Raw genomic sequence first — 20,979 nt, 5'->3', positions numbered from 1 at the left:
GACGCTATGCCGCTATGAGATATACCCGGGACCTTATTGGCCATTTTTGGCAGTCGGGCCGGGCGGAGGGGATCAGTCATGGCCCGGGTGCGGTGGCACTCCGGGCGCAGGCCGGGGGCTTCACTGCCCCCGAGGCGTATCGCGCTGATCACGGACCCAGGCTATCTCGCCCGCCCCCGTAACCGTCACGGGCCGCATGTGTACAAAAGAAGGCCACGAACTTTGACACTCTGGACAGCGCGAGGGCCGTCGCTGTCGCACTCTGGTACCGGTAAAAAGAACAGGCCGACGCACCGTGGGGAGCCCTGCCATGGCACCGAAGATCCTGATCGTCACCGGCGACGCCGCCGAGTCCCTCGAAGTCCTCTACCCGTACCAGCGGCTGCGCGAGGAGGGTTACGAGGTCCATATCGCCGCTCCCTCCCGCAAGACGCTCCGCTTCGTGGTCCACGACTTCGAGCCCGGCTTCGACACCTATACCGAGAAGCCCGGCTACACCTGGCCGGCCGATCTGGCCTTCTCCGAGGTCGACCCGGACGACTACGTGGCCCTCGTCGTCCCGGGAGGGCGCGCCCCCGAGTACCTGCGCAACGACGCCGATCTCCGCACGATCCTCTCGGCGTTCTTCGACACCGACCGCCCGGTGGCCCAGATCTGCCACGGACCGCTGATGACGGCAGCGGTCGGCGCGCTGAAGAACCGACAGGTCACGGCCTATCCCGCACTGGAACCCGACATGGGGACGGCCGGGGCCACCTTCCAGGACACCGAGGTCGTGGTGGACGGCACCCTGGTCTCGTCCCGCGCCTGGCCGGACCACTCGGCCTGGATGCGTGAATTCCTCACCGTGCTCCGCACCAAGGCCCCGGTCGCCTGAGTCCGCCCCCACGGGCCGCCGGCTACTCGCCCAGCTGCTGGGCGAGGGCCGCGGCCTCGGCCAGGGTGTCCACGACGGGCACCCCGGCCGCCTCCAGGCTGGTCCGGCTGTGCGAGCCGCCGGTGAAGAGCACCGCCTTCGCTCCGACATGGGCCGCGGCCACCGCATCGTCCACGGCGTCACCTATGACCACCGTGTGCTCGGGGGATATCCCGTCCAGCGCCGCGAAGTGCCGCTCCATGTGCTGCGCCTTGCTGCCGCCGGACGGCCCGGTACGACCGTCGACGCGCACGAAATGCCGCTCGATGCCGTATCCCCGCACGACAGGGACCAGGTGCTCGTGCCCGTACATGCTCAGCAGGGACTGGCTCCGGCCGGCCAGCTGCCACTGCGCGAGCAGCTCGGCGGCCCCCTCGGTCAGCCCACAGGCCTCGCGCCGCTCGGTGTAGCTGCGGTGGAAGACCCCGTCCATCCGCTCCCACTCGGTCTCCGTGGGCAGCCGGCCCATCAGACGCTCGTAGAACCGGGGTATCGGGATGCAGTACATCTCCCGGTACTGCTCCAGCGTGATCGGCGCCAGGCCGATCTCCATGAACGCGGCGTTCGTCGCACCGACGACCGCGGTGTTGTCGTCGAGCAGAGTGCCGTTCCAGTCCCAGACCAGATGTGTGCGGTGCTTCCCGTGCGTCCCCATGCAAGAAAAATACCCGCTGCCACCGACATCGGTCCCGACAGCCCGGCGACGAGCCCTCCGCCGGGGCCTCACCCGGTCAGATCAGGTTCGGGATCTCCTGGATCCCGAACCACAGCAGCTCGTGGTCCTCGGCACCGTCGACGGTGAACTGGGCGTCGTCGTCACCGAGGTCCGCCGCTCCCAGGGCGGCCGCCGCCGCCGTGACGTCCTTGTCGGCCTCATCCGAGTCGACGTGCACGGCGGCGGCCGCGGTCAGTGCGACCGCGGAGGCGATGGTGACCTCACCGAGTGAGGAGGCGTCGAGGATGTGGTCCGGGTCGGCGACCGCGGCCCCGTCCGGCACGTCGACGGCGACGACGACCCGGCGGCGGGCGACCGCGGGGTCCCCGGCGATCAGCCGCAGCGACGCGGACGCGGCCCGGTTGAGCGCCGCGTACTCCAGCTCCTCGATGTCGTCGGAGACGTACCACTCCCGCAGCGCGGGGGTCACCGCGTAGGCGGTCAACGGTCCTGGGCCGACTTCGCCGGCCCGGTGCGCCGCTGCGAGCCCGGAGAGGGTCAGGGGGACGTACACGCGCATGGCTGGGCCGCTTTCGTAGTCGGAACGCCCTCAGGATACGTGGGGCGTCCCCCTTTGGGGTTACGTGTCCTGGCCCTGCCCCGTCCACCCGGCAACCGGCCCTCACCCTGCCCGGCCCGCCCCCGGCCCCCTCACCGGACCGGCCCCGCCACCCGGATAGGTGAACTCAGGGCTCTCCACCCCCGGCCTACCGACGCTTGCGGCGGCCTCCGCCGTCCCCGTAGAAGATCACCAGCAGAAGTTACCGCCCGGTACTGATCCGGGCCTCTGAAGCACGGGGGCGACAGCGATGACCACGAACAGGACCCGTCCTGCCGGACGGCACGACGCACGCAGGCCCGAAGCCGTACCCGCACAACGCCGCCGGATGCCCCAGCGGATCCGGCCCCACCAGTGGTTCGCGGAACGCCTCCTGGCGGTACTCAGCGGCCAGCGCCCAGTCCACTGGATGCTCGGACACACGATCGGCGACGCCTACGACCAGCTCGCCGACCTGACCCCCACCACCCCGCTCAGGAGCCGCGGCGCCCGCCCGGTCATCCGCATGTGCCGAGGCACCCAGCCGGCTCCGGGCGTCGTGGAGGCCTGCGCGAGCATCGCGGCGGGCGAACAGGTCCTCGCCATGGCCTTCCGCCTGGAACAGGGCCCCGACCTCCGCTGGCGCTGCGCCGCGGTGGAACTGGGCAACACCCCGGTACGCCGCTCCTGACCCCTTCCCGGGGCAAGAACCGGCCCCTACGAGCCCGCCCACCTCCTCTCGGACAACAATCCGGCCCCGAGGACCCCGTCCCACCCCCTCCAGCCACCCAGTCCAGCCCCACGGACCCCATCCACCCCTTCCGGCGTTCCCTTCCAGCCCCTCCGGCCCCATCCACCCCTTTCGGCCTCTCCGGCGTTCCCTTCCAGTCCTTCCGCCCCCTCCGCCCCTTTCGGCCTCTCCGAACCCCTTCCAGCCCCTCCGGCGTTTGAGGAGCGGGGTCCGGGGCGGAGCCCCGGTTACGGGAAGGGGCGGGTAGGGGACAAGGCCCGCCGCAGGCGCACCCCACCCACCCCGCACCCGCCCACCCCCGAACACACAACGGCCGGGGCCGGACACCCAACGGTGCCCGGCCCCGGCCGCAGACAACAATCAGCGCACGCTACTTCTTGCGGCGCCGCCCACCACCGCCACCACTCTTCTGCGCCTTGCGCCGCTCCGCCCGAGTGAGCCCGTCCGACTCCGCGGATCCGGCGCCGTCACCGTCACCGTTGGAGAAGTCGCCCTCGACGACACCACCCTCCCCGTCCACCGTGGGAGCGGAGAAGTGCAGCCGGTCCGGACGCTGCGGAGCGTCGAGCCCCTTGGCCCGGATCTCCGGACGCGCCGCCGGAACGGCGTCCTCCTTGGACAGCGAAGTCGCCGCGTCCTGGACGGGAACCTCCTCGACCTGCTGCTCGACCTGGACCTCCAGGTTGAACAGGTAGCCGACGGACTCCTCCTTGATGCCCTCCATCATGGCGTTGAACATGTCGAAGCCCTCGCGCTGGTACTCCACCAGCGGGTCCTTCTGCGCCATGGCACGGAGGCCGATGCCCTCCTGGAGGTAATCCATCTCGTAGAGGTGCTCACGCCACTTGCGGTCCAGGACGGACAGCACCACACGCCGCTCGAGCTCACGCATGATGTCGGAGCCGAGCGTCTTCTCACGCTCGTCGTACTGCTCGTGGATGTCGTCCTTGACCGACTCGGCGATGAACTCGGCGGTGACACCGGCGAGATCCCCGGCGGCCTCCTCCAGCTCGGCGACCGTGACCTTCACCGGGTAGAGCTGCTTGAACGCGCCCCACAGCCGGTCCAGGTCCCACTCCTCGGCGAACCCCTCCGCCGTCTCCTGGCGGATGTAGTCGTCGATCGTGTCGTCCATGAAGTGGCGGATCTGGTCCTGCAGGTCCTCACCCTCCAGGACCCGGCGCCGCTCACCGTAGATGACCTCACGCTGCCGGTTGAGCACCTCGTCGTACTTCAGGACGTTCTTACGCGTCTCGAAGTTCTGCTGCTCGACCTGCGACTGCGCCGACGCGATCGCCCGCGTCACCATCTTGTTCTCGATCGGCACGTCGTCCGGCACATTGGCCATCGACATGACGCGCTCGACCATCTGCGCCTTGAACAGACGCATCAGGTCGTCGCCGAGGGAGAGGTAGAAACGGGACTCGCCCGGGTCACCCTGACGACCGGAACGACCACGCAGCTGGTTGTCGATACGCCGCGACTCGTGGCGCTCGGTACCGAGGACGTACAGCCCGCCGAGGTCCTTGACCTCGTCGTGCTCGGCCTTCACCGCCTGCTCGGCCTTCTCCAGCGCCGCGGGCAGCGCGGCCGCCCACTCCTCGACGTGCTCGACCGGGTCCAGTCCGCGCTGGCGCAGATCCGCCTCGGCCAGGTCGTCGGGGTTACCGCCCAGCTTGATGTCCGTACCGCGGCCCGCCATGTTCGTCGCGACCGTGACGGCGCCCTTGCGACCGGCCTGCGCGATGATCGGCGCCTCCCGGTCGTGCTGCTTGGCGTTGAGGACCTCGTGCTGCACACCGCGCTTGGAGAGCTGCTGCGAGAGGTACTCGGACTTCTCGACCGAGGTGGTGCCGACCAGGATCGGCTGGCCCTTCTCGTGCTTCTCGGCGATGTCGTCGACGACGGCGGCGAACTTCGCGACCTCGGTGCGGTAGATCAGGTCCGACTGGTCGGCCCGGACCATCGGCCGGTTGGTCGGGATCGGCACCACGCCGAGCTTGTAGATCTGGTGGAACTCGGCGGCCTCGGTCATCGCCGTACCGGTCATGCCCGAGAGCTTGCCGTAGAGGCGGAAGAAGTTCTGGAGGGTGATCGTGGCGAGCGTCTGGTTCTCGTCCTTGATGTCCACCCCTTCCTTCGCCTCGATCGCCTGGTGCATGCCCTCGTTGTAGCGGCGGCCGGCGAGGATACGGCCGGTGTGCTCGTCGACGATCATGACTTCGCCGTCGATGACGACGTAGTCCTTGTCCTTCTTGAAGAGTTCCTTGGCCTTGATGGCGTTGTTGAGGTACCCGACGAGGGGGGTGTTCACCGACTCGTAGAGGTTCTCGATACCGAGCCAGTCCTCGACCTTCGCGACACCGGGCTCATGGATCGCGACGGTCCGCTTCTTCTCGTCGACCTCGTAGTCGCCGGTCTCCTCGATGCCCTTGAGCGGGTTGCCGGCCTCGCCCTTGGCCAGGCGGGTGACCAGCTTGGCGAAGTCGCCGTACCACTTGGTCGCCTGGTCGGCGGGGCCGGAGATGATCAGTGGCGTACGGGCCTCGTCGACCAGGATCGAGTCGACCTCGTCGACGATCGCGAAGTTGTGGCCACGCTGGACGAGCTCGTCCTGCGCCCAGGCCATGTTGTCGCGGAGGTAGTCGAACCCGAACTCGTTGTTCGTTCCGTACGTGATGTCGCAGCCGTACTGCTCGCGGCGCTGGGCCGGAGTCATGTTGGCGATGATGCAGCCGACACTCAGTCCGAGGAACTTGTGGACCCGGCCCATCATCTCCGAGTCGCGCTCGGCCAGATAGTCGTTGACCGTGATCAGGTGCACGCCCTTGCCCGAGAGTGCGTTGAGATACGCGGGCAGGGTGCCGACGAGGGTCTTGCCCTCGCCGGTCTTCATCTCGGCCACGTAACCGAGGTGCAGGGCTGCGCCGCCCATCATCTGGACGTCGTAGTGGCGCTGTCCGAGGACCCGCTTGGCGGCCTCACGGACAGTCGCGAATGCCTCGGGAAGCAGGTCGTCCAGGCTCTCGCCGTCCGCGTACCGTTCCTTGTACTCGTCGGTGAGCGCCCGCAGCTCGGCGTCGGAGAGGTTGACGAAGTCCTCTTCGATGGAGCTGACCTGGTCCGCGATGCGGTGCAGTTTGCGCAGGATCTTGCCTTCGCCTGCACGCATGAGCTTGTTGAAGACGGACACTGAGGCTGGTCTCCTTGCCGGTCGGGCCTGGCACTGGGTCGTGTTATGGACTCTGGCGCGGGCACGGCAGGTGGGCCCCACCGCAACGGCCATCGTAAGCGAGGACCCCGCCGCGCCGGGAGGGCTGCCACTGCGTTGACCCCGCAGCGCCCTTCCGAGTCAACGGCCGAAGGGTGCCGAAGGTGCCGGGAAGCCCGAAAAGTACTCGCCACGCGGCCGCTCGCTCAGCAGAATCCGTACATGGAGCCGATCACTCTCACCACCGACCGCCTGCTGCTGCGCCCCTTCGTCCCGGGCGACGCGAAGGCGCTGCACGCTGCCTGCCAGGACCCCGACATCCAGCGCTGGACGGTCGTCCCCTCGCCGTACGGCCTCGCGGACGCGGAGCTCTTCGCCCGGCAGATCTCGCCCGGCGGCTGGCAGGACGACTCCATGTACAACTTCGCCGTGACGGTGCGCGACAGCGGCGCCGTGGCCGGTGCGCTCGGCATCAACCGACGCACCGGGCCGGGCACGTACGAGGTCGGTTTCTGGACCGCCAGGGAGCACCGCGGTCTCGGCTACACGACTGAGGCGGTCCTCTGCGCCGCCCGCTGGACCTTCGCCTCGCTCGGCGGGGACCGGCTGGAGTGGCGGGCCGAGACCGGCAACCTCGCCTCGCGGGCCGTCGCGCTGCGCGCCGGATTCCGGATGGAGGGCGACCAGCGCTCCGGAGTGATCAACAAGGGTGTACGCCGCGATGCGTGGACCGGCGCCCTGCTCCCGTCCGACCTCGGCCTGCCCGGCACCGACGTGTACCTCCCGGCCGGGACCGCCCCCGCCCAACCGTGAGGGGGCGGCCGCGGCCGGGATGTCAGTGCCGCCCTCTAGGGTGCGGGGCATGACGTCTGTGCAGCCTCCCGCAGCCGAACTCTCCGCCGACCAGGCCCGCAGGATCGCGCTGCGCGCCCAGGGCTTCCTCGGCGCCCCGGACCGCCGGGCCGGGGTGCCCGGGGTCCTGCGGCACCTCGGGGCCGTACAGCTCGACACGATCTCGGTGCTCGCACGGTCGCATGAACTGATTCCGTACGCGCGCCTGGGCGCGGTCGGCCGGCACACGGTCGAGGAGGCGTACTGGTCGGGTGGCCGGGCCTTCGAGTACTGGTCGCACGCGGCCTGCATCCTGCCGGTCGAGGAATGGCCGCACTTCGCCTTCCGCCGCCGCGCCTACCGCGCGCGCCCGCAGTGGCACCACGACCTGCCGGACGGGGCCTACGACACCGTCATCAAGCAGCTGCGCGCCGAGGGCCCCCTGACGGCGACGGAACTGGGCGGCGCGAAGAACGGCGGGGAGTGGTGGGACTGGTCCGCCTCGAAGGTGGCCGTCGAGCGGGCCCTGATGTACGGCGAGGTGGTGTGCACCGAGCGGCGCGGCTGGAAGCGGGTCTACGACCTCGCGGAGCGTGCCCTGCCCGATGCCGTGTTCCACGACGATCTGGACGATGCCGAGTGCCTGCGCCGGCTGGTGGCGCTCGCGGGGCAGTCACTGGGCGTCGGCACCCGCGCGGACATCGCCGACTACCACCGGCTCAAGGGCGAGCAGTTCGACGCCGTGGTGGCGGACTCCGGACTGGTCCCGGTCACGGTGCAGGGCTGGGCGAAGCCGGCCTGGGCGGATCCGGCCGCGCTGGCCGCCGAGCCGCGCGGACGCCACCGCACGACGCTGCTGTCGCCGTTCGACTCACTGGTCTGGGAGCGTGCCCGGACCGAGCGGATCTTCGGTTTCACCCACCGTCTGGAGGCCTACGTCCCCAAGCCCAAGCGGATCCACGGCTACTTCGCGATGCCGCTGCTGGCGGGCGGCAGGCTGCAGGGCCGGGTCGACCCGGCCCGCGAGGGCACGACGCTGGTCGCCCGGCAGGTCTCCCTGGCGGACGCGAAGGCCGTGGCGCCGATGGCGCAGGCGCTGGTGGAAGCCGCTTCCTGGGTCGGCTGCACGGAGGTCCGGCTGGAGCGGGTGGACGCACCGGAGCTACGCGGACCGCTCACCCGGGAAATCTCCCGCGTCCTGGCGTGACCACGCATTCCCGGGGCTTTACCCCCGGTCCGGTCACCTGATCTCGAGGATCTTCTCCCGCATGGCGTAGACCACGGCTTCCATCCGCGAGTGCAGCTGGAGCTTCTCCAGAATGTTGCGGACGTGGTTCTTCACGGTGTTCTCGGAAATGAAGAGTTCCTTGGCGATATCCCGATTGTTCATGCCCGTAGCAACCAGTTTGAGGACCTCGAGCTCACGTTCGGTGAGCCGGGGCGCCGGAACCAGCCGGCGCTCGTCGGTCCGCTGGATCATCGACTTGAACTCGGTGAGCAGTTTCGACGCCATGGAGGGGCTGATCTGGGACTGCCCGTCGGCGACCGCGCGAATCGCGGTGGCGACCTCGTCCGTGGAGATCTCCTTGAGGAGATAGCCGGTGGCCCCAGCCTTGATGGCGTCGTAGAGATCCGCTTCCTCGTCGCTGATCGTCAACATGATGATCTTCGCGCTGGGGGCCACCTCCTTGATGGAGGTGCAGGCCTCGATGCCTCCCCGCTTGGGCATGCGTACGTCCATCAGGACGATGTCGGGCAGCAGGTCGGCCGCCTTGTCGACCGCCTCCGCCCCGTCGCCCGCCTCACCGACGACCTGGATGTCCTCCTCCTGCGCGAGGACGATCTCCAGTCCTCTGCGGAACAGGGCATGGTCGTCGACCACAAGAACTCGGATCGGCTCCTTGCGGGAACCGCTGTCGTCGTACGCGCCGGTGCGGGCACCGGCAGCGTCGTCGGCATCATTCGCATCGCGCACGGGCCCGAAGGTGTCCGCCATCGTTCCTCCCCCTGAAGGCCACGGCCTGAAGTTCACAAACTGTCCGCCAACGGCAGTTCACAGAGCACCGATTGGCTTGGGCCGCCATGATTTCATGCCTGGACGTCAGAGCGGTGATCCTGTGGTCGCACGAAGGTGCCCCTGGGGGCGCACAGGCGCTCCAGGGGCACCACAAAGTGGTGGCGTCAGCCGCCGAGCGCACCGCCCGCGCCGCCCGCCTCATCGGCGGCCAGAGGGTCGGTCCTCAGGTGGATGACACCGTAGTCGTAAGCATGCCGCCGGTAGACGACACTGGGTTCCTTCGTCTCGGAGTCGACGAACAGATAGAAGTCGTGACCGACCAGCTCCATCTCGTAGAGCGCCTGGTCGAGCGACATGGGTGCCGCGACGTGCGTCTTCTCGCGCATCACCAGCGGTCCTTCGCCCTGTACCTCGAGCGAGCCGATCCTGGTGGTGGGTACGGGCTGTACCGCTTCGTCGGCGACCAGCTCGCCGTCGCCGTTGAACGACGCCGCGTCCGGCACCATTTCGCCGACCTCCGCAGCGGGGATACGACCTGTGCCGCGGCGGCTGTAGCGCTTGTCGTGCTGCTTGCGCAGCCGCGCCTCCAACTTGCCTGTGGCCAGGTCCAACGCTGCGTACGGGTCGCCTGCGGCCGCTTCTGCCCTGATGACCGGTCCACGCGAGCGGAGTGTGATCTCCACTCGGTCGGAACGGTCTGCCTGACGAGGATTCGGCTCCTTGGACACCTCCACGTCGAGGCTGATCACCTTGCCGTCGAACTTCTGGATCTTGTCCAGCTTCAGCTTCTCGGCCACGTGCTTGCGGAACCGCTCGGGCACCTCGGTCTTGCGGCCCTTGACGACGATGTCCACGCAGAACTCCGTTCCCGGATCGCTCCGCTCAGCGGCGGAGCATCTCCCTTTTGCACCAGGCCCCGGTGATGGCCGGAGCCGCGGACTCGGTGACTTCCACCTCCTCCTCCCCCGTCGGCAAGGTCTCCACCCCACCGAATTCCCGGTTTCCGAACTTCGGTGGGTCGCCTGCCCGAAACCTGGTGGTGCATTCGTCGAGGCCTGGCATTCACCATTCCTCACAACCGAACATAGCCTGCCCGGTGGGATGTCGGCACCCGCTACTCGCACGTACCTCCGTTCAGGTCTTTTTACCCACTCACTACCTGCAACGATGCAAGTTCAGTTCCAGTTCCGGTTTATTTCGAAGGCGGACGGAGAAGCTGCGACCACGGCCGCGTGACGCACCCCGGAGACGGTGCTCCCCCACCCGTTGGCCGCTTCGATCACCCGTGCCGCCTCGGCCAGTGAGGCACCTGTCGTCAACAGGTCGTCCACCAGCACCACCCGACCGGCGGCAAGCAGCCGTTCACCCCCGGCCACCATCCCCAGAGCGCCCGCCAGATTCACCCGGCGCTCCCTGGCTCCGAGCCCCGACTGATCGGCCACCGGACGCCGCTGCCGTAACACCCCGGCCACCCGGGCGGGCGTGCCCGTACGCCGCAGTTCCGCCGCGGCCGCCAGCGCGATCCGGCGGGCAGGATCATGCCCGCGCGAGGCGACAGCCCGCCGCGCCGACGGTACGGGCACCAGAAAGAGCGGCCCCGCACCGGCCGACGACCCCGCCCCGGCCCTCACAGCACCCGCCAGCGCTCTGCCGGCGGCTCCGGCGAGGCCGAGTACACCTCGCTCCTTGTGGGCCAGCAGCACGGCCCGTACCGCGTTCTCGTACCCGGCGGCCGCATGCACCACGGGCAGACCTGCGGGCTCCGGGTCGGGCCTCACCCGGCGCGGCACGCCGCCGTACAGCTGCGCGCAGCACTCCTCGCACAGCTCGGTCCGCGGCCTGCCACAGCCTCCGCAGTCCACCGGCAGGACCAGCCCGGCGATCTCCCGCCACCACCCGCGCATGACTCCACTGTGCACGCGCCGAGGCATCCCGACCACCCCTGTGGACAACGTCCCCGGGCCGCTCCGGGCAACGCCGGCCACCACACCGGCTGCGGGCGTCAGCCCGGGTAGACCAGCGCCGAACCTTCCTTCAGGACGGTCTGCCAGTTGTCCCCGGGCAGCAGTTTCACTATTCCGTCGCCGACCGTGTCCGCCATCAGCGGCAGCTGTTCGTCGTCCGCCGCCGCGATGGCCCGCACCTGGTTGACGCCGGGCAGTACACCCGAGGAGGGTGTCGAGCCGTCCGCCTGCACATAGCGGACCTGCTGCACCCCTCCCTGCTCCTTGCCGACCACCACGAGGCGGCTGCCGCCCGACCACGACATCGCGGTCACATCGGCCAGCTGCGGCGCGGCCTGCCGCAGATCCACCACGGAGACCTGCTCCTTGCCCTGCGGGCCCTTCCGCTCGATCCGGCCGATCTTCAGCGACGCCGTCCCGTCCTCCCGCGTCAGCAGCAGCGCGATGCGCACCCCGTCCGAGGACAGGCGCAGTGCCGTGATCCGGCCGCCGTCCAGGCTCGGCACAGTGACCTCCTGGGGCTTGCCCGTGCCGTCGGCCAGCCGCAGCAGCCGTGAGTTGCCGGGGTCGCGGTCGGCGACCCAGAGGTCGCCCCGGCCGTCCCAGCTGGGTGCCGTCAGCCGGTCCGTGGACTTGCCGGCCTTGCTCGTCACCACCGGGACGGGAAGCTCGCCGTCCGCCGCTATGGAGGAGACGTAGAGCGCGTCCCCGTGCTGCGAGAGCACGGCCGCCGACTGCTCGTCCCGGGCCACGCCGACCGCACTCACCTTCAGCGAGCCGCTGCCGAACGGACCGGCCACCGGCTCCGGCTCACCGCTGCCCCGGGTGCTCCCCGGAATGCGCTCCACGTGCCCCTTGGCATCGACGAAGTACTGGCTGTCGGGCCCGCCCGACGAGCCGTCGGGGGCGTACTCCTCGGCCTGGTCCGCCCCCAGCACACAGAGCGCCGATCCGTCGGAACGCTGGAGCTCCACCTGCTCGACGCGTGCGGACGTCAGGTCGCGGAGGGTGAAGAGCACCTGCGAGGCCATCATCCGGCAGGTGCGCTGCCCGGTCCCGTCGGCCTTCTTGTCGAGCGGGACCTTCAGCACGTTCCGGTCGTCGGGTGTCAGGGACGTGACGCCCTTCCGCAGCCCGGTACCAGTGGGAAAGCGGGATGCGACCACTGGCCGCAGCCAGTCGGTGGGGCCCCTCAGGAGGCTGCGGACGGCCTGCGTCACCGTGTCCATGCCAGTGGCCGGATCGGTCCGGTTACGGATGTAGACGGGGTCGGCGACCAGCGTGGACTGTGCCTCGGTCCGCCCGGTGGCGAAGTAGAACTTGTTGACGGAACGGTAGAGCCGTTTGAAGTCGGACTGCCCGAGCACCAGTCCGTCCGGCACCATGTCGATGCGCCATTCCTTGCCGTCCGGACCCTTCTGCCGCACCAGGTGAAGCGTGCCGGAGTAGTCCGACGGCGCGAGCGGCTGGTAGGCGTTCTGGTCGTCGACCGTCGCCACCTTCTCGCCTGTCAGGGTGTAGCTGACCTCGTTGGTACCGCGGTCGCTGTCGTGGACCGGCCGGTCGCTCCGGTTGGGCGCCTTGGCCAGCACCGTGGTGAGCGCGCTCGGCTTCCAGCCGCTCGACGCCTCCTTCGTGAGGTACTGGCGCGTGGTCCTGAAATCGGAGTCGTCACTGGTCATCGACTCCAGGAAGCCGTCGACCACCTCGTTCGGAGTGGCGCCGTCGCGCGGAGCGACCGCATACACCTGCACCTGGGAGTCGCCGGGCTGCGAGGCGTCCACCGCCTTGACGTCCCCCGTGACGGGCATCGAGCCGCACGCGGACAGCAGCACGGCGCCGCATCCGAGGAGCACGGTCACCCCCACCGCACGGCCACGGCCGCCCTGACCACGGTCAGTGACCACGAGTCGTGTCCTCCCGCCCCGGATCCTGCCCCGGAGAGTCGTTGTGACGGCCGGGCCGCTCCTCGGCGGGACGCGGCACCACACGCGCGCCGTTGCCCGGCAGGGCTGCCGGATGGACCGAGGCCGGTGCGGTCCGGGCCGGCATGGACGCGCGGGCCGGTACGGGCAGTGCTGCCCGGTCCGTGCCGACCGGCTGCGAGGGCACCGCCCCCAGCCGGTGGTCGCTGCCCTGGGCGGGAGCAGCCGCGGCCCGCTCCCGGTTCTCACGGTTGCGCCGCGAGTCCTCGGGCTCCAGCGGTATCGGCGAACCGCGCAGCGGTTCGTCCGCCGTACGCGGCAGCGTCAGCCGGAACTGCGAACCCCCGCCGGGCTCGCCCCATGCCTGCAGCCACCCGCCGTGCAGCCGCGCGTCCTCGACGGCGATGGACAGCCCCAGCCCGGTGCCGCCGGTCGTGCGTGCGCGGGCCGGGTCGGCCCGCCAGAAGCGGTTGAACACGCGCGTCGCCTCGCCGGGCTTCAGCCCCACGCCGTAGTCCCGGACGGCCACGGCGACCGCTCCGCCGGCCACTCCCATCCGCACCACGACATCGCGCCCCTCGCCGTGCTCGACGGCGTTGACGACCAGGTTGCGCAGGACCCTCTCGACCCGTCGCGCGTCGGCCTCCGCGATCACCGGCTGCTCGTCGCCGACCACTCTGATCCGGGTGCCCTTGCGCTCGGCCAGCGGCTCGGCGCCACCGATCACCCGTCGCACGACCTGCCGCAGGTCTATCGGCTCCGCCTCCAGCGCCGCGGCGCCCGCGTCGAACCGGCTGATCTCCAACAGGTCGGACAGCAGCGACTCGAAGCGGTCGAGCTGGTCCCCGAGCAGCTCCGCGGAACGCGCCGTGATCGGGTCGAAGTCGACACGTGCCTCGTGAATGACGTCGGCGGCCATCCGCACGGTCGTCAGAGGAGTCCGCAGCTCGTGCGAGACGTCCGAGACGAAGCGCCGCTGCATCCGGGAGAGCTCCTCCAGCTGCTGGATCTTCAGCTGAAGGTTCTGCGCCATCTTGTTGAAGGCCTCACCGAGCCGGGCGATGTCGTCCTCGCCGGTGACCTTCATCCGCTCCTGGAGCCGACCGGCCGAGAGCCGTTCGGCGATCCCCGCCGCCATGCGTACGGGGGTGACGACCTGGCGCACCACGAACCACGCGATGGCCCCGAGCAGCACGACCACGAACAGACCCGCGGTCGCCAGCGTGCCCTTGACCAGCGTCAGGGACTTCTCCTCCTGCGTCAGCGGGAAGACGTAGTACAGCTGATACGGATTGCGGTCGATGTCGTAGAGGCGCTTGCCCACGACCAGACCGGGCTGCGATTCCTGCCCGTTCGCGTACTTGATCTGCGAGTACGTCTGAAACGCTCCCGGGCCCTTGTTCACCGACTCGCGCAGCTCCTGCGGAATACTCGCGGCCTCGACGCTGCCGGAGCCGCGTGGCGCACGGGACCCCTCGTCGGCGCTGAGCGCCACCACGTTGAAAGCGTTCTTCCCACCACTGGCGAGCTGGTCGACGAGCTCGGTCCGCCAGGAGTTGTTGGCCGTCGTGCCATCTGCGGCGTCGCCGCCCTGCGCACCGGGGGTGAGCGGAGCGTTCGCTTTCTCCTGGGCGGCCGCGAACCCGCCGGCGGCCTGTGTCTGGGCAGCCTTGCCCTTCGCGTCCAGCAGGCCGTTACGCACCTGCCCGATCACGACGAGGCCGAGCAGCAGCACCACACCGAGCGACATCAGCAGCGTGCCGGCGACGACCCGCAACTGGAGGTTGCGCCGCCACAGCCGCACGGCGGGCAGCAGCGGACGCCGCACCCACCGCATCAGCAGCCGCGGCAGCGGCCCGCCGGGCGCCCGGTCATGGAACAACCGGCCGCCCTGCAGGAAACGCCCGACCGGAGATGACGTGTGCCCTGAACCGGCAGCCCGCTCCGCACGGACTCCCGGCTCCCCGGGCTTCGGAGCAGTGCTACCCAGGGACATGTCAGCTCGGTCCGGCCTTGTAACCGACACCTCGGACGGTCACTACGATCTCCGGCCGCTCCGGGTCCTTCTCGACCTTGGAGCGGAGCCGCTGCACGTGCACATTCACCAGACGGGTGTCAGCGGCGTGACGGTATCCCCAGACCTGCTCAAGGAGTACCTCACGGGTGAAGACCTGCCACGGCTTGCGGGCGAGCGCGACCAGCAGGTCGAACTCCAGCGGGGTCAGGGCAATGGACTGCCCGTCCCGCTTTACCGAGTGCCCGGCCACATCTATGACCAGGTCCCCGATGGTCAGCTGCTCCGGTGCCGGTTCCTCGGACCTACGCAAACGTGCCCTGATCCGGGCAACCAACTCCTTAGGTTTGAACGGCTTGACGATGTAGTCGTCGGCCCCTGACTCCAGGCCCACCACCACGTCAACCGTGTCGCTCTTGGCAGTGAGCATGACGATCGGCACACCGGACTCGGCCCTGATCAACCTGCAGACCTCGATGCCGTCCCTACCGGGCAGCATGAGATCCAGCAGGACCAGGTCCGGCTTTGCCTCACGAAATGCAGCAAGTGCCTTGTCGCCGTCCGCTACGAACGACGGCTCGAACCCCTCACCACGCAGCACAATCCCGAGCATCTCGGCCAGTGCGGTGTCGTCGTCGACGACAAGGACGCGTCCCTTCATAAACGACATCATCCCATTAGCTAATCGTTACCTGCGATGATCTGGCACACAGCTCTGCCAGTCCGACCCCTGTGACCGGGGAGATTACGCCCTCCTCCGTGACGATCGCCGTGACCAGCTCCGGCGGCGTGATGTCGAAGGCGGGGTTGTACGCCGGGGTCCCTACCGGGGCCACGGGCACTCCACCGATTCCTCTCCCGTCAGCCCCCAGCTGCGGTGATGTGAGCTCAGTCACTTCCCTTGCCGGTCGCTGTTCCACCGTGATGGACGCACCGTCCGCGGTATGCAGATCCACGGTCGTGGTCGGTGCCACCACGATGAACGGTACGTGGTGATACTTCGCGAGCACTGCGAGCGGATAGCTCCCCACCTTGTTGGCCACCGATCCGTCCGCAGCGATGCGGTCCGCCCCGATCAGCACGGCGTCCACCTCCCCGGCGGCGAACAGCGACCCCGCGGCGTTGTCCGTGAGCAAGCTGTACGGCATGCCGTTGCGCGCCGCCTCGTACGCGGTCAGCCGGGCCCCTTGCAGCAGAGGACGGGTCTCGTCCACCCACAGGCGCCTGAGCCGGCCTGACCGGTGCGCCCCGAGCGCGACCGCGAAAGCCGTTCCCTCGCCCCCGGAGACCAGCGCCCCGGTGTTGCAGTGGGTCAGCAACCGGTGACCGCCGCCGGGAAGCAGTTCATTCAGGAGAGCGAGCCCGAACCGGGCCATGTGCCCGCTGGCCACAGCGTCCTCCCGGTGCAGCGCTCGGGCCTCGTCCAGCGCCACAGCCGCCGCCTGCTCCGGGCCGGCCCCCTTGTCGACGGCCGCCCAGTACGCCCCGGCCGCACGCCGGACGCCGTACCCGAGGTTCACCGCGGTGGGCCGCGCCTGCTCCAGCATGCCCGCGGCCTCAGCCACGTCGTATCCCCGCACGGCGGCGAGAGCCACCCCGTAGGCCCCTGCGATGCCCAGCAGTGGCGCTCCGCGCACCGCCAGCGTCCGGATCGCCTCCACCAGCGCGGGAACGTCGGTGCAGGCCAGTTCGACCTCCTCCGCCGGCAGCCTCGTCTGGTCGAGAAGCACCAGTACAGGACCTTCCGGAGGCTCGTCCCAGCGAAGTACGGGAAGCGCGGCGGGCTCGCAGCCCACCGGCGATTGCGCGTCCTGATCAGCCATCCGTCCAGTCTGCCCCGTGAGCCGCCCGCGCATGAAGGAACGAAGGAGATACAGCGCCAGTCCCGGACGGGTGCAACGCGTGGCACGATGGCTGCCAACCTGACGCCCCAGTGCGCGGACAGGACCGTGAAGGAGCAAGAATGAACGACACTCCGGGCTGGGCCTCGCCCGGATCTGCCCCCTCCGACGACCAGGAGGCAGGCGTCCCCCGGCCTTCCGAGCCCGTCGACGGCAGCGGGCCTGCGGGGAACTGGTCTTCCACGCGGCCTCCCGCAGGGCAGTGGTCCCCGCCGAGTTCTTCCGGACCCGGCCCCGGCACGCCGCCTCCCTACCCCGGCTGGGGCGTTCCCCCGCAGGGCCCCGGATGGGGACGCCCGCCGGCCGCGGCCAAGCCGGGCGTTATCCCCCTCCGGCCACTGGGCGTCGGCGAGATCCTTGACGGTGCCGTTTCCACCATGCGCGCACACTGGCGCACGGTGCTCGGCATCACTCTCACCGTCTCCGTCATCGCCCAGCTCGCCAACCTGCTCGTGCAGCGGTACCTGCTGCCGGAGCCCCCGTCGATCGACCGGAACGCCACCGGCTCGGAGGCCCTGCGTCAGGCCACCGAATCGCTCCGCTCCAGCCTGCTCAACACCGCCCCGCCCCTGCTCATCACGATGCTCGCCACGACCTTCACCACCGCGGTACTGACGGTGGTGATCAGCCGCTCGGTGCTGGGCCGTCCCGTCACGCTCTCCAACGCCTGGGCCGAGGCCCGGCCCCGGCTGTTCCCGCTCCTGGGGCTGACCCTCCTGCTTGCCGTCATGGCCGTGGGCATCATGGCCGTGGGCATCCTCCCGGGCTACCTGATCGGCGACACAGCAGGTGTCGGTCTCGCCTTCATCGGACTGCTCGCAGCAGGCTGTGTGCTCCTCTGGCTCTGGGTCCGCTACTGCCTCGCCTCCCCGGCGCTGATGCTGGAACGGCAGTCGATCACCGCATCGATGCGCCGCTCCGCCAAACTGGTCCGCGGCGCCTGGTGGCGGACGTTCGGCATCCTCGCGCTCACCGGGCTGCTGACGCTCATCGTGACGCTGGTGATCGGCATCCCGTTCGGCCTCGTCGGGATGGCCGTGGACGACGGCGGTCTTGGCTCCTTCCTCACCGAGGGAGCCACCAGTTTCGGCTGGCCGTTCCTGATCGTCTCCGCCATCGGCGACGTGGTCATCGCCACGATCACCTATCCGCTGTCCGCCGGTGTCATGGCCCTTCTCTACGTGGACCAGCGCATCCGGCGCGAAGCGCTCGATCTCGACCTCGCCCGGGCAGCCGGTCTGCCGGGCTACGACAACAGGAGCTGACACCGTGTCGGGGGCGGGTGGCACAACGGCAGCTGCGGCAGAGCTACTGATCCGGGCGAGCGGCGACATACCCGTGGACATCCCACGAGTGCCCGCTCGCGAGGCCGCACGGCACGAACTGTCCAAACCGATGTACCACGAGAACGATCCGAACCCGCTCCAGCGTGCGCTGGACCACCTGTGGGGCTGGATCGGCGACCTCCTCTCGTCCGCCTCCGGCGCCGCACCGGGCGGACCTGCGGGACTGGTCGTACTCGTACTGATCGTCATCGCTCTGGCCGCCGCGCTTCTGTGGCGTCTGGGCACCCCGCAGCGCAGCCTGCGAGCGGCGGACGCCCTCTTCGAGAGCGGCCCCTCCAGTGCGCCGGAACACCGCGCCACCGCCGAGGCCCATGCCGCCGCCGGCCGGTGGATCCAAGCCGTCCAGGAGCGGATGCGCGCCATCGTCCGTTCTCTGGAGGAGCGCGCCCTGCTCGACGCCCGCCCCGGACGCACCGCCGACGAAGCCGCCGCGGAAGCGGGCCGTACCCTCCCTGCCCACGCCGCACGGCTCCGGGCGGCGGCCCAGGCGTTCGACGACGTCACATACGGGGGCCGTTCCGCCGACCGGCAGGCGTATCTGACCGTGCTCGCCCTGGACCTCGACCTGGAGTCCGCCACACCACAGTTTTCCGGCACGCTCCCAGGGGCTGCCGAATGACCACGCCCACAACCCGCTCCACATCCACCTCTCCCTCTCCGCGCCAGGTCTGGAGCCGCGCTCGCGGACTGCTGCTCGCTCTCCTCGTGCTCGTCGTTGCGGGAATCGCCCTGGCGGCCACCCGCTCCGGAGACCAGCACGGCCGGCTCGACCCCCGCTCCGCGGACCGTTACGGCAGCAGGGCTGTAGCCGAACTCCTCAAGGACCGCGGCGTTTCCGTCCGCGTCGTCACCACGCTCCAGGCCGCCACGTCTGCGGCCGGCCCCGACGCCACACTGCTCGTTGCCGCCCCCAATGTCCTGACGCCACATCAGCAGAGCGTGTTCCGCGCCATGACCACCGATACGGGCGGCCGAACGGTGCTCCTCGCTGCGGGCCCGACCTCGGTCGGCACACTGGCCCCCGGTGTGCGCGCCAAGTCCTCCGCCCCGGTCTCCACACGGGCCCCGCAGTGTTCCCTGCCCGGCGCACGACAGGCCGGCGACGCAGAGACAGGAGGCTTCCGCTACACATCGGACGGCCTCGACACCTTCGCCTGCTACCCGTCCGATGGCCTTCCTTCCCTGCTCATGCTGGGGCAGCCCGCATCGGGTGACACCGTGCTGCTCGGATCCCCCGACCTCCTCTACAACGACCGCCTGGACAAGGAAGGCAACGCCTCCCTGGCCCTTCAACTCCTTGGCTCGCGCCCACATCTGATCTGGTACCTCCCCTCGCTCAGCGACCCCTCAGCCGCAGACAGCGCCAGCGGCAACGACAACAGCAGCGTGGACGGCGACAGCGCGGAGGACGAAAGCAGCTTCATCGATCTCATCCCGTCGGGCTGGCTCTGGGGGACCCTGCAACTCGCCCTCGCCGCCGTGCTTGCCGCGATCTGGCGGGCACGACGCCTGGGTCCCGTGGTCGCCGAACGGCTGCCTGTGGCCATCCGTGCCTCCGAATCCACAGAGGGCCGTGCTCGCCTCCAGCGCAAGGCCAACGCCCGCGACCGGGCCGCCGATGCGCTGCGCAACGCCACACGCACCCGCATCGCTCCCCTCGTCGGCGTCTCCCCGATCGACGCGCACTCCCCCGCGACACTCCTCCCCGCCGTGTCCGCACGCCACAACCCTGGCGACACCGGCCTCCACCAACTGCTCTTCGGCTCGGCCCCCTCCGACGACACCGCTCTCGTCCTTCTGGCAGACCAACTCGACACCCTCGAAAGAGAGGTCCGTACCTCATGAGCGCCCCGCCCCCCATTCCCACCGGGACAACCGGGACCGTCAGCGGCGACGCAGCTGCCCGCGCCTCCCTGGAAGCGCTGCGCTCCGAGATCGCCAAGGCCGTGGTCGGGCAGGACCCGGCGGTCACCGGTCTCGTCGTCGCTCTGCTCTGCCGCGGCCATGTCCTGCTCGAGGGCGTCCCTGGTGTGGCCAAGACCCTCTTGGTCAGGGCGCTCGCAGCATCTCTCGAACTCGACACCAAACGTGTCCAGTTCACCCCCGACCTGATGCCCAGCGACGTCACCGGGTCACTCGTCTATGACGCCCGCACCGCCGAGTTCTCCTTCCAGCCCGGGCCGGTCTTCACCAACCTCCTGCTCGCCGACGAGATCAACCGGACGCCTCCCAAGACGCAGTCCTCCCTTCTGGAGGCAATGGAAGAACGCCAGGTCACCGTCGACGGAATTCCCCGCCCCCTGCCGGACCCCTTCCTCGTTGCAGCCACCCAGAACCCAGTGGAGTACGAGGGCACATACCCTCTCCCCGAAGCCCAGTTGGACCGGTTCCTGCTCAAGCTGACGGTCCCGCTGCCGTCCCGCGACGACGAGATCAACGTCCTGACCCGCCATGCGAACGGCTTCAACCCCCGCGATCTGCAGGCGGCAGGCATACGCCCGGTCGCAGGGCCGGCCGATCTGGAGGCTGCACGCACCGCTGTCTCCCAGACCACCGTCTCCCCTGAGATCGCTGGCTACGTTGTGGATATCTGCCGTGCCACGCGCGAATCCCCCTCACTCGCCCTCGGGGTCTCGCCCCGAGGTGCCACTGCTCTCCTGTCCACTGCCCGGGCCTGGGCCTGGCTGACCGGCCGCGACTACGTCACCCCCGACGACGTCAAAGCCCTCGCCCTCCCCACACTCCGGCACCGCATCCAGCTGCGGCCCGAGGCGGAGATGGAGGGAGTCACCCCCGACTCCGTCATCACCGCGGTTCTCGCCCACGTCCCCGTACCCCGTTGAGGCGGTG

The 20,979-nt window shown here is 69.7% G+C and carries 18 protein-coding genes; 8 read left to right on the top strand and 10 right to left on the bottom strand.

The annotated features are described in order from the left end of the window. The first annotated feature begins 310 nt into the window (after positions 1-310). A complete protein-coding gene (locus OG912_RS21890; protein ID WP_327710889.1) occupies positions 311-877 on the top strand; it encodes a DJ-1/PfpI family protein in 567 nt (188 codons plus the stop codon). Positions 878-899: 22 nt separating this feature from the next. Here the strand turns inward: OG912_RS21890 and OG912_RS21885 are convergent, their stop codons facing one another. Further along, a complete protein-coding gene (locus tag OG912_RS21885) occupies positions 900-1,571 on the bottom strand; it encodes an HAD family hydrolase (protein ID WP_327710888.1) in 672 nt (223 codons plus the stop codon). A gap of 76 nt (positions 1,572-1,647) precedes the next feature. Next, entirely contained in the window at positions 1,648-2,151 is a 504-nt protein-coding gene (locus tag OG912_RS21880; protein WP_326736498.1) for a DUF6912 family protein, read from the bottom strand. A 289-nt stretch (positions 2,152-2,440) separates the two neighbouring features. Between OG912_RS21880 and OG912_RS21875 the strand changes: the two genes are divergently transcribed. Then, positions 2,441-2,860, top strand: a complete 420-nt coding sequence (locus OG912_RS21875; protein ID WP_326736499.1) for an Rv3235 family protein — start codon at positions 2,441-2,443, stop codon at positions 2,858-2,860. Between the two features lie 430 nt (positions 2,861-3,290). Here the strand turns inward: OG912_RS21875 and secA are convergent, their stop codons facing one another. Further along, positions 3,291-6,113: a preprotein translocase subunit SecA gene (secA, locus tag OG912_RS21870; RefSeq protein WP_327710887.1), complete on the bottom strand. Its 2,823-nt coding sequence runs from the start codon at positions 6,111-6,113 to the stop codon at positions 3,291-3,293. A 240-nt stretch (positions 6,114-6,353) separates the two neighbouring features. On the opposite strand from secA, the gene OG912_RS21865 reads away from it, so the two are divergent. Together OG912_RS21865 and OG912_RS21860 are read left to right on the top strand one after the other, a co-directional pair. Then, positions 6,354-6,944 (top strand): GNAT family N-acetyltransferase, encoded by a 591-nt coding sequence (locus OG912_RS21865; RefSeq protein ID WP_327710886.1) that lies wholly within the window; start codon positions 6,354-6,356, stop codon positions 6,942-6,944. A 49-nt stretch (positions 6,945-6,993) separates the two neighbouring features. Beyond that, positions 6,994-8,169, top strand: a complete 1,176-nt coding sequence (locus tag OG912_RS21860) for a winged helix-turn-helix domain-containing protein (RefSeq protein ID WP_327710885.1) — start codon at positions 6,994-6,996, stop codon at positions 8,167-8,169. 33 nt (positions 8,170-8,202) lie between these two features. Here OG912_RS21860 and OG912_RS21855 read toward each other — a convergent pair whose 3' ends face one another. The 7 genes from OG912_RS21855 to mtnA all read right to left on the bottom strand — a co-directional run bounded on the left by OG912_RS21855 (position 8,203) and on the right by mtnA (position 16,705). Further along, complete coding sequence (locus OG912_RS21855; RefSeq protein WP_326736503.1) at positions 8,203-8,958, bottom strand: response regulator transcription factor; 756 nt, start codon at positions 8,956-8,958, stop codon at positions 8,203-8,205. A gap of 185 nt (positions 8,959-9,143) precedes the next feature. Beyond that, positions 9,144-9,833 (bottom strand): ribosome hibernation-promoting factor, HPF/YfiA family, encoded by a 690-nt coding sequence (gene hpf, locus OG912_RS21850; protein ID WP_326736504.1) that lies wholly within the window; start codon positions 9,831-9,833, stop codon positions 9,144-9,146. Positions 9,834-10,154: 321 nt separating this feature from the next. Continuing rightward, positions 10,155-10,883, bottom strand: a complete 729-nt coding sequence (locus OG912_RS21845; RefSeq protein WP_326736506.1) for a ComF family protein — start codon at positions 10,881-10,883, stop codon at positions 10,155-10,157. A gap of 98 nt (positions 10,884-10,981) precedes the next feature. Then, a complete protein-coding gene (locus OG912_RS21840) occupies positions 10,982-12,754 on the bottom strand; it encodes an LpqB family beta-propeller domain-containing protein (RefSeq protein WP_327713507.1) in 1,773 nt (590 codons plus the stop codon). Positions 12,755-12,839: 85 nt separating this feature from the next. Continuing rightward, positions 12,840-14,864, bottom strand: coding sequence for an MtrAB system histidine kinase MtrB (gene mtrB, locus OG912_RS21835; protein WP_327710884.1), 2,025 nt, complete (start codon positions 14,862-14,864; stop codon positions 12,840-12,842). A 1-nt stretch (position 14,865) separates the two neighbouring features. Continuing rightward, entirely contained in the window at positions 14,866-15,555 is a 690-nt protein-coding gene (gene mtrA, locus OG912_RS21830; RefSeq protein WP_005316841.1) for a two-component system response regulator MtrA, read from the bottom strand. Positions 15,556-15,559: 4 nt separating this feature from the next. Next, positions 15,560-16,705 carry an S-methyl-5-thioribose-1-phosphate isomerase gene (mtnA, locus tag OG912_RS21825; protein ID WP_327710883.1) on the bottom strand — a complete coding sequence of 382 codons (1,146 nt, stop codon included), beginning with the start codon at positions 16,703-16,705 and terminating at the stop codon, positions 15,560-15,562. A gap of 140 nt (positions 16,706-16,845) precedes the next feature. Between mtnA and OG912_RS21820 the strand changes: the two genes are divergently transcribed. The 4 genes from OG912_RS21820 to OG912_RS21805 are packed head-to-tail and all read left to right on the top strand — an operon-like array spanning position 16,846 to position 20,972. Beyond that, entirely contained in the window at positions 16,846-18,048 is a 1,203-nt protein-coding gene (locus tag OG912_RS21820) for a glycerophosphoryl diester phosphodiesterase membrane domain-containing protein (RefSeq protein WP_327710882.1), read from the top strand. A 4-nt stretch (positions 18,049-18,052) separates the two neighbouring features. Next, positions 18,053-18,748 (top strand): DUF4129 domain-containing protein, encoded by a 696-nt coding sequence (locus tag OG912_RS21815; protein ID WP_327710881.1) that lies wholly within the window; start codon positions 18,053-18,055, stop codon positions 18,746-18,748. Beyond that, a complete protein-coding gene (locus OG912_RS21810) occupies positions 18,745-19,974 on the top strand; it encodes a DUF4350 domain-containing protein (RefSeq protein WP_327710880.1) in 1,230 nt (409 codons plus the stop codon). Before OG912_RS21815 ends, OG912_RS21810 begins: the two co-directional genes overlap by 4 nt. Next, complete coding sequence (locus tag OG912_RS21805; RefSeq protein ID WP_327710879.1) at positions 19,971-20,972, top strand: AAA family ATPase; 1,002 nt, start codon at positions 19,971-19,973, stop codon at positions 20,970-20,972. Before OG912_RS21810 ends, OG912_RS21805 begins: the two co-directional genes overlap by 4 nt. Positions 20,973-20,979 lie beyond the last annotated feature (7 nt).

The organism is Streptomyces sp. NBC_00464 (assembly GCF_036013915.1).
Taxonomy (GTDB): Bacteria; Actinomycetota; Actinomycetes; order Streptomycetales; family Streptomycetaceae; genus Streptomyces.
Note: the sequence above shows the minus strand (reverse complement) of the source record. Positions and strands in the feature narration are given on the sequence as shown.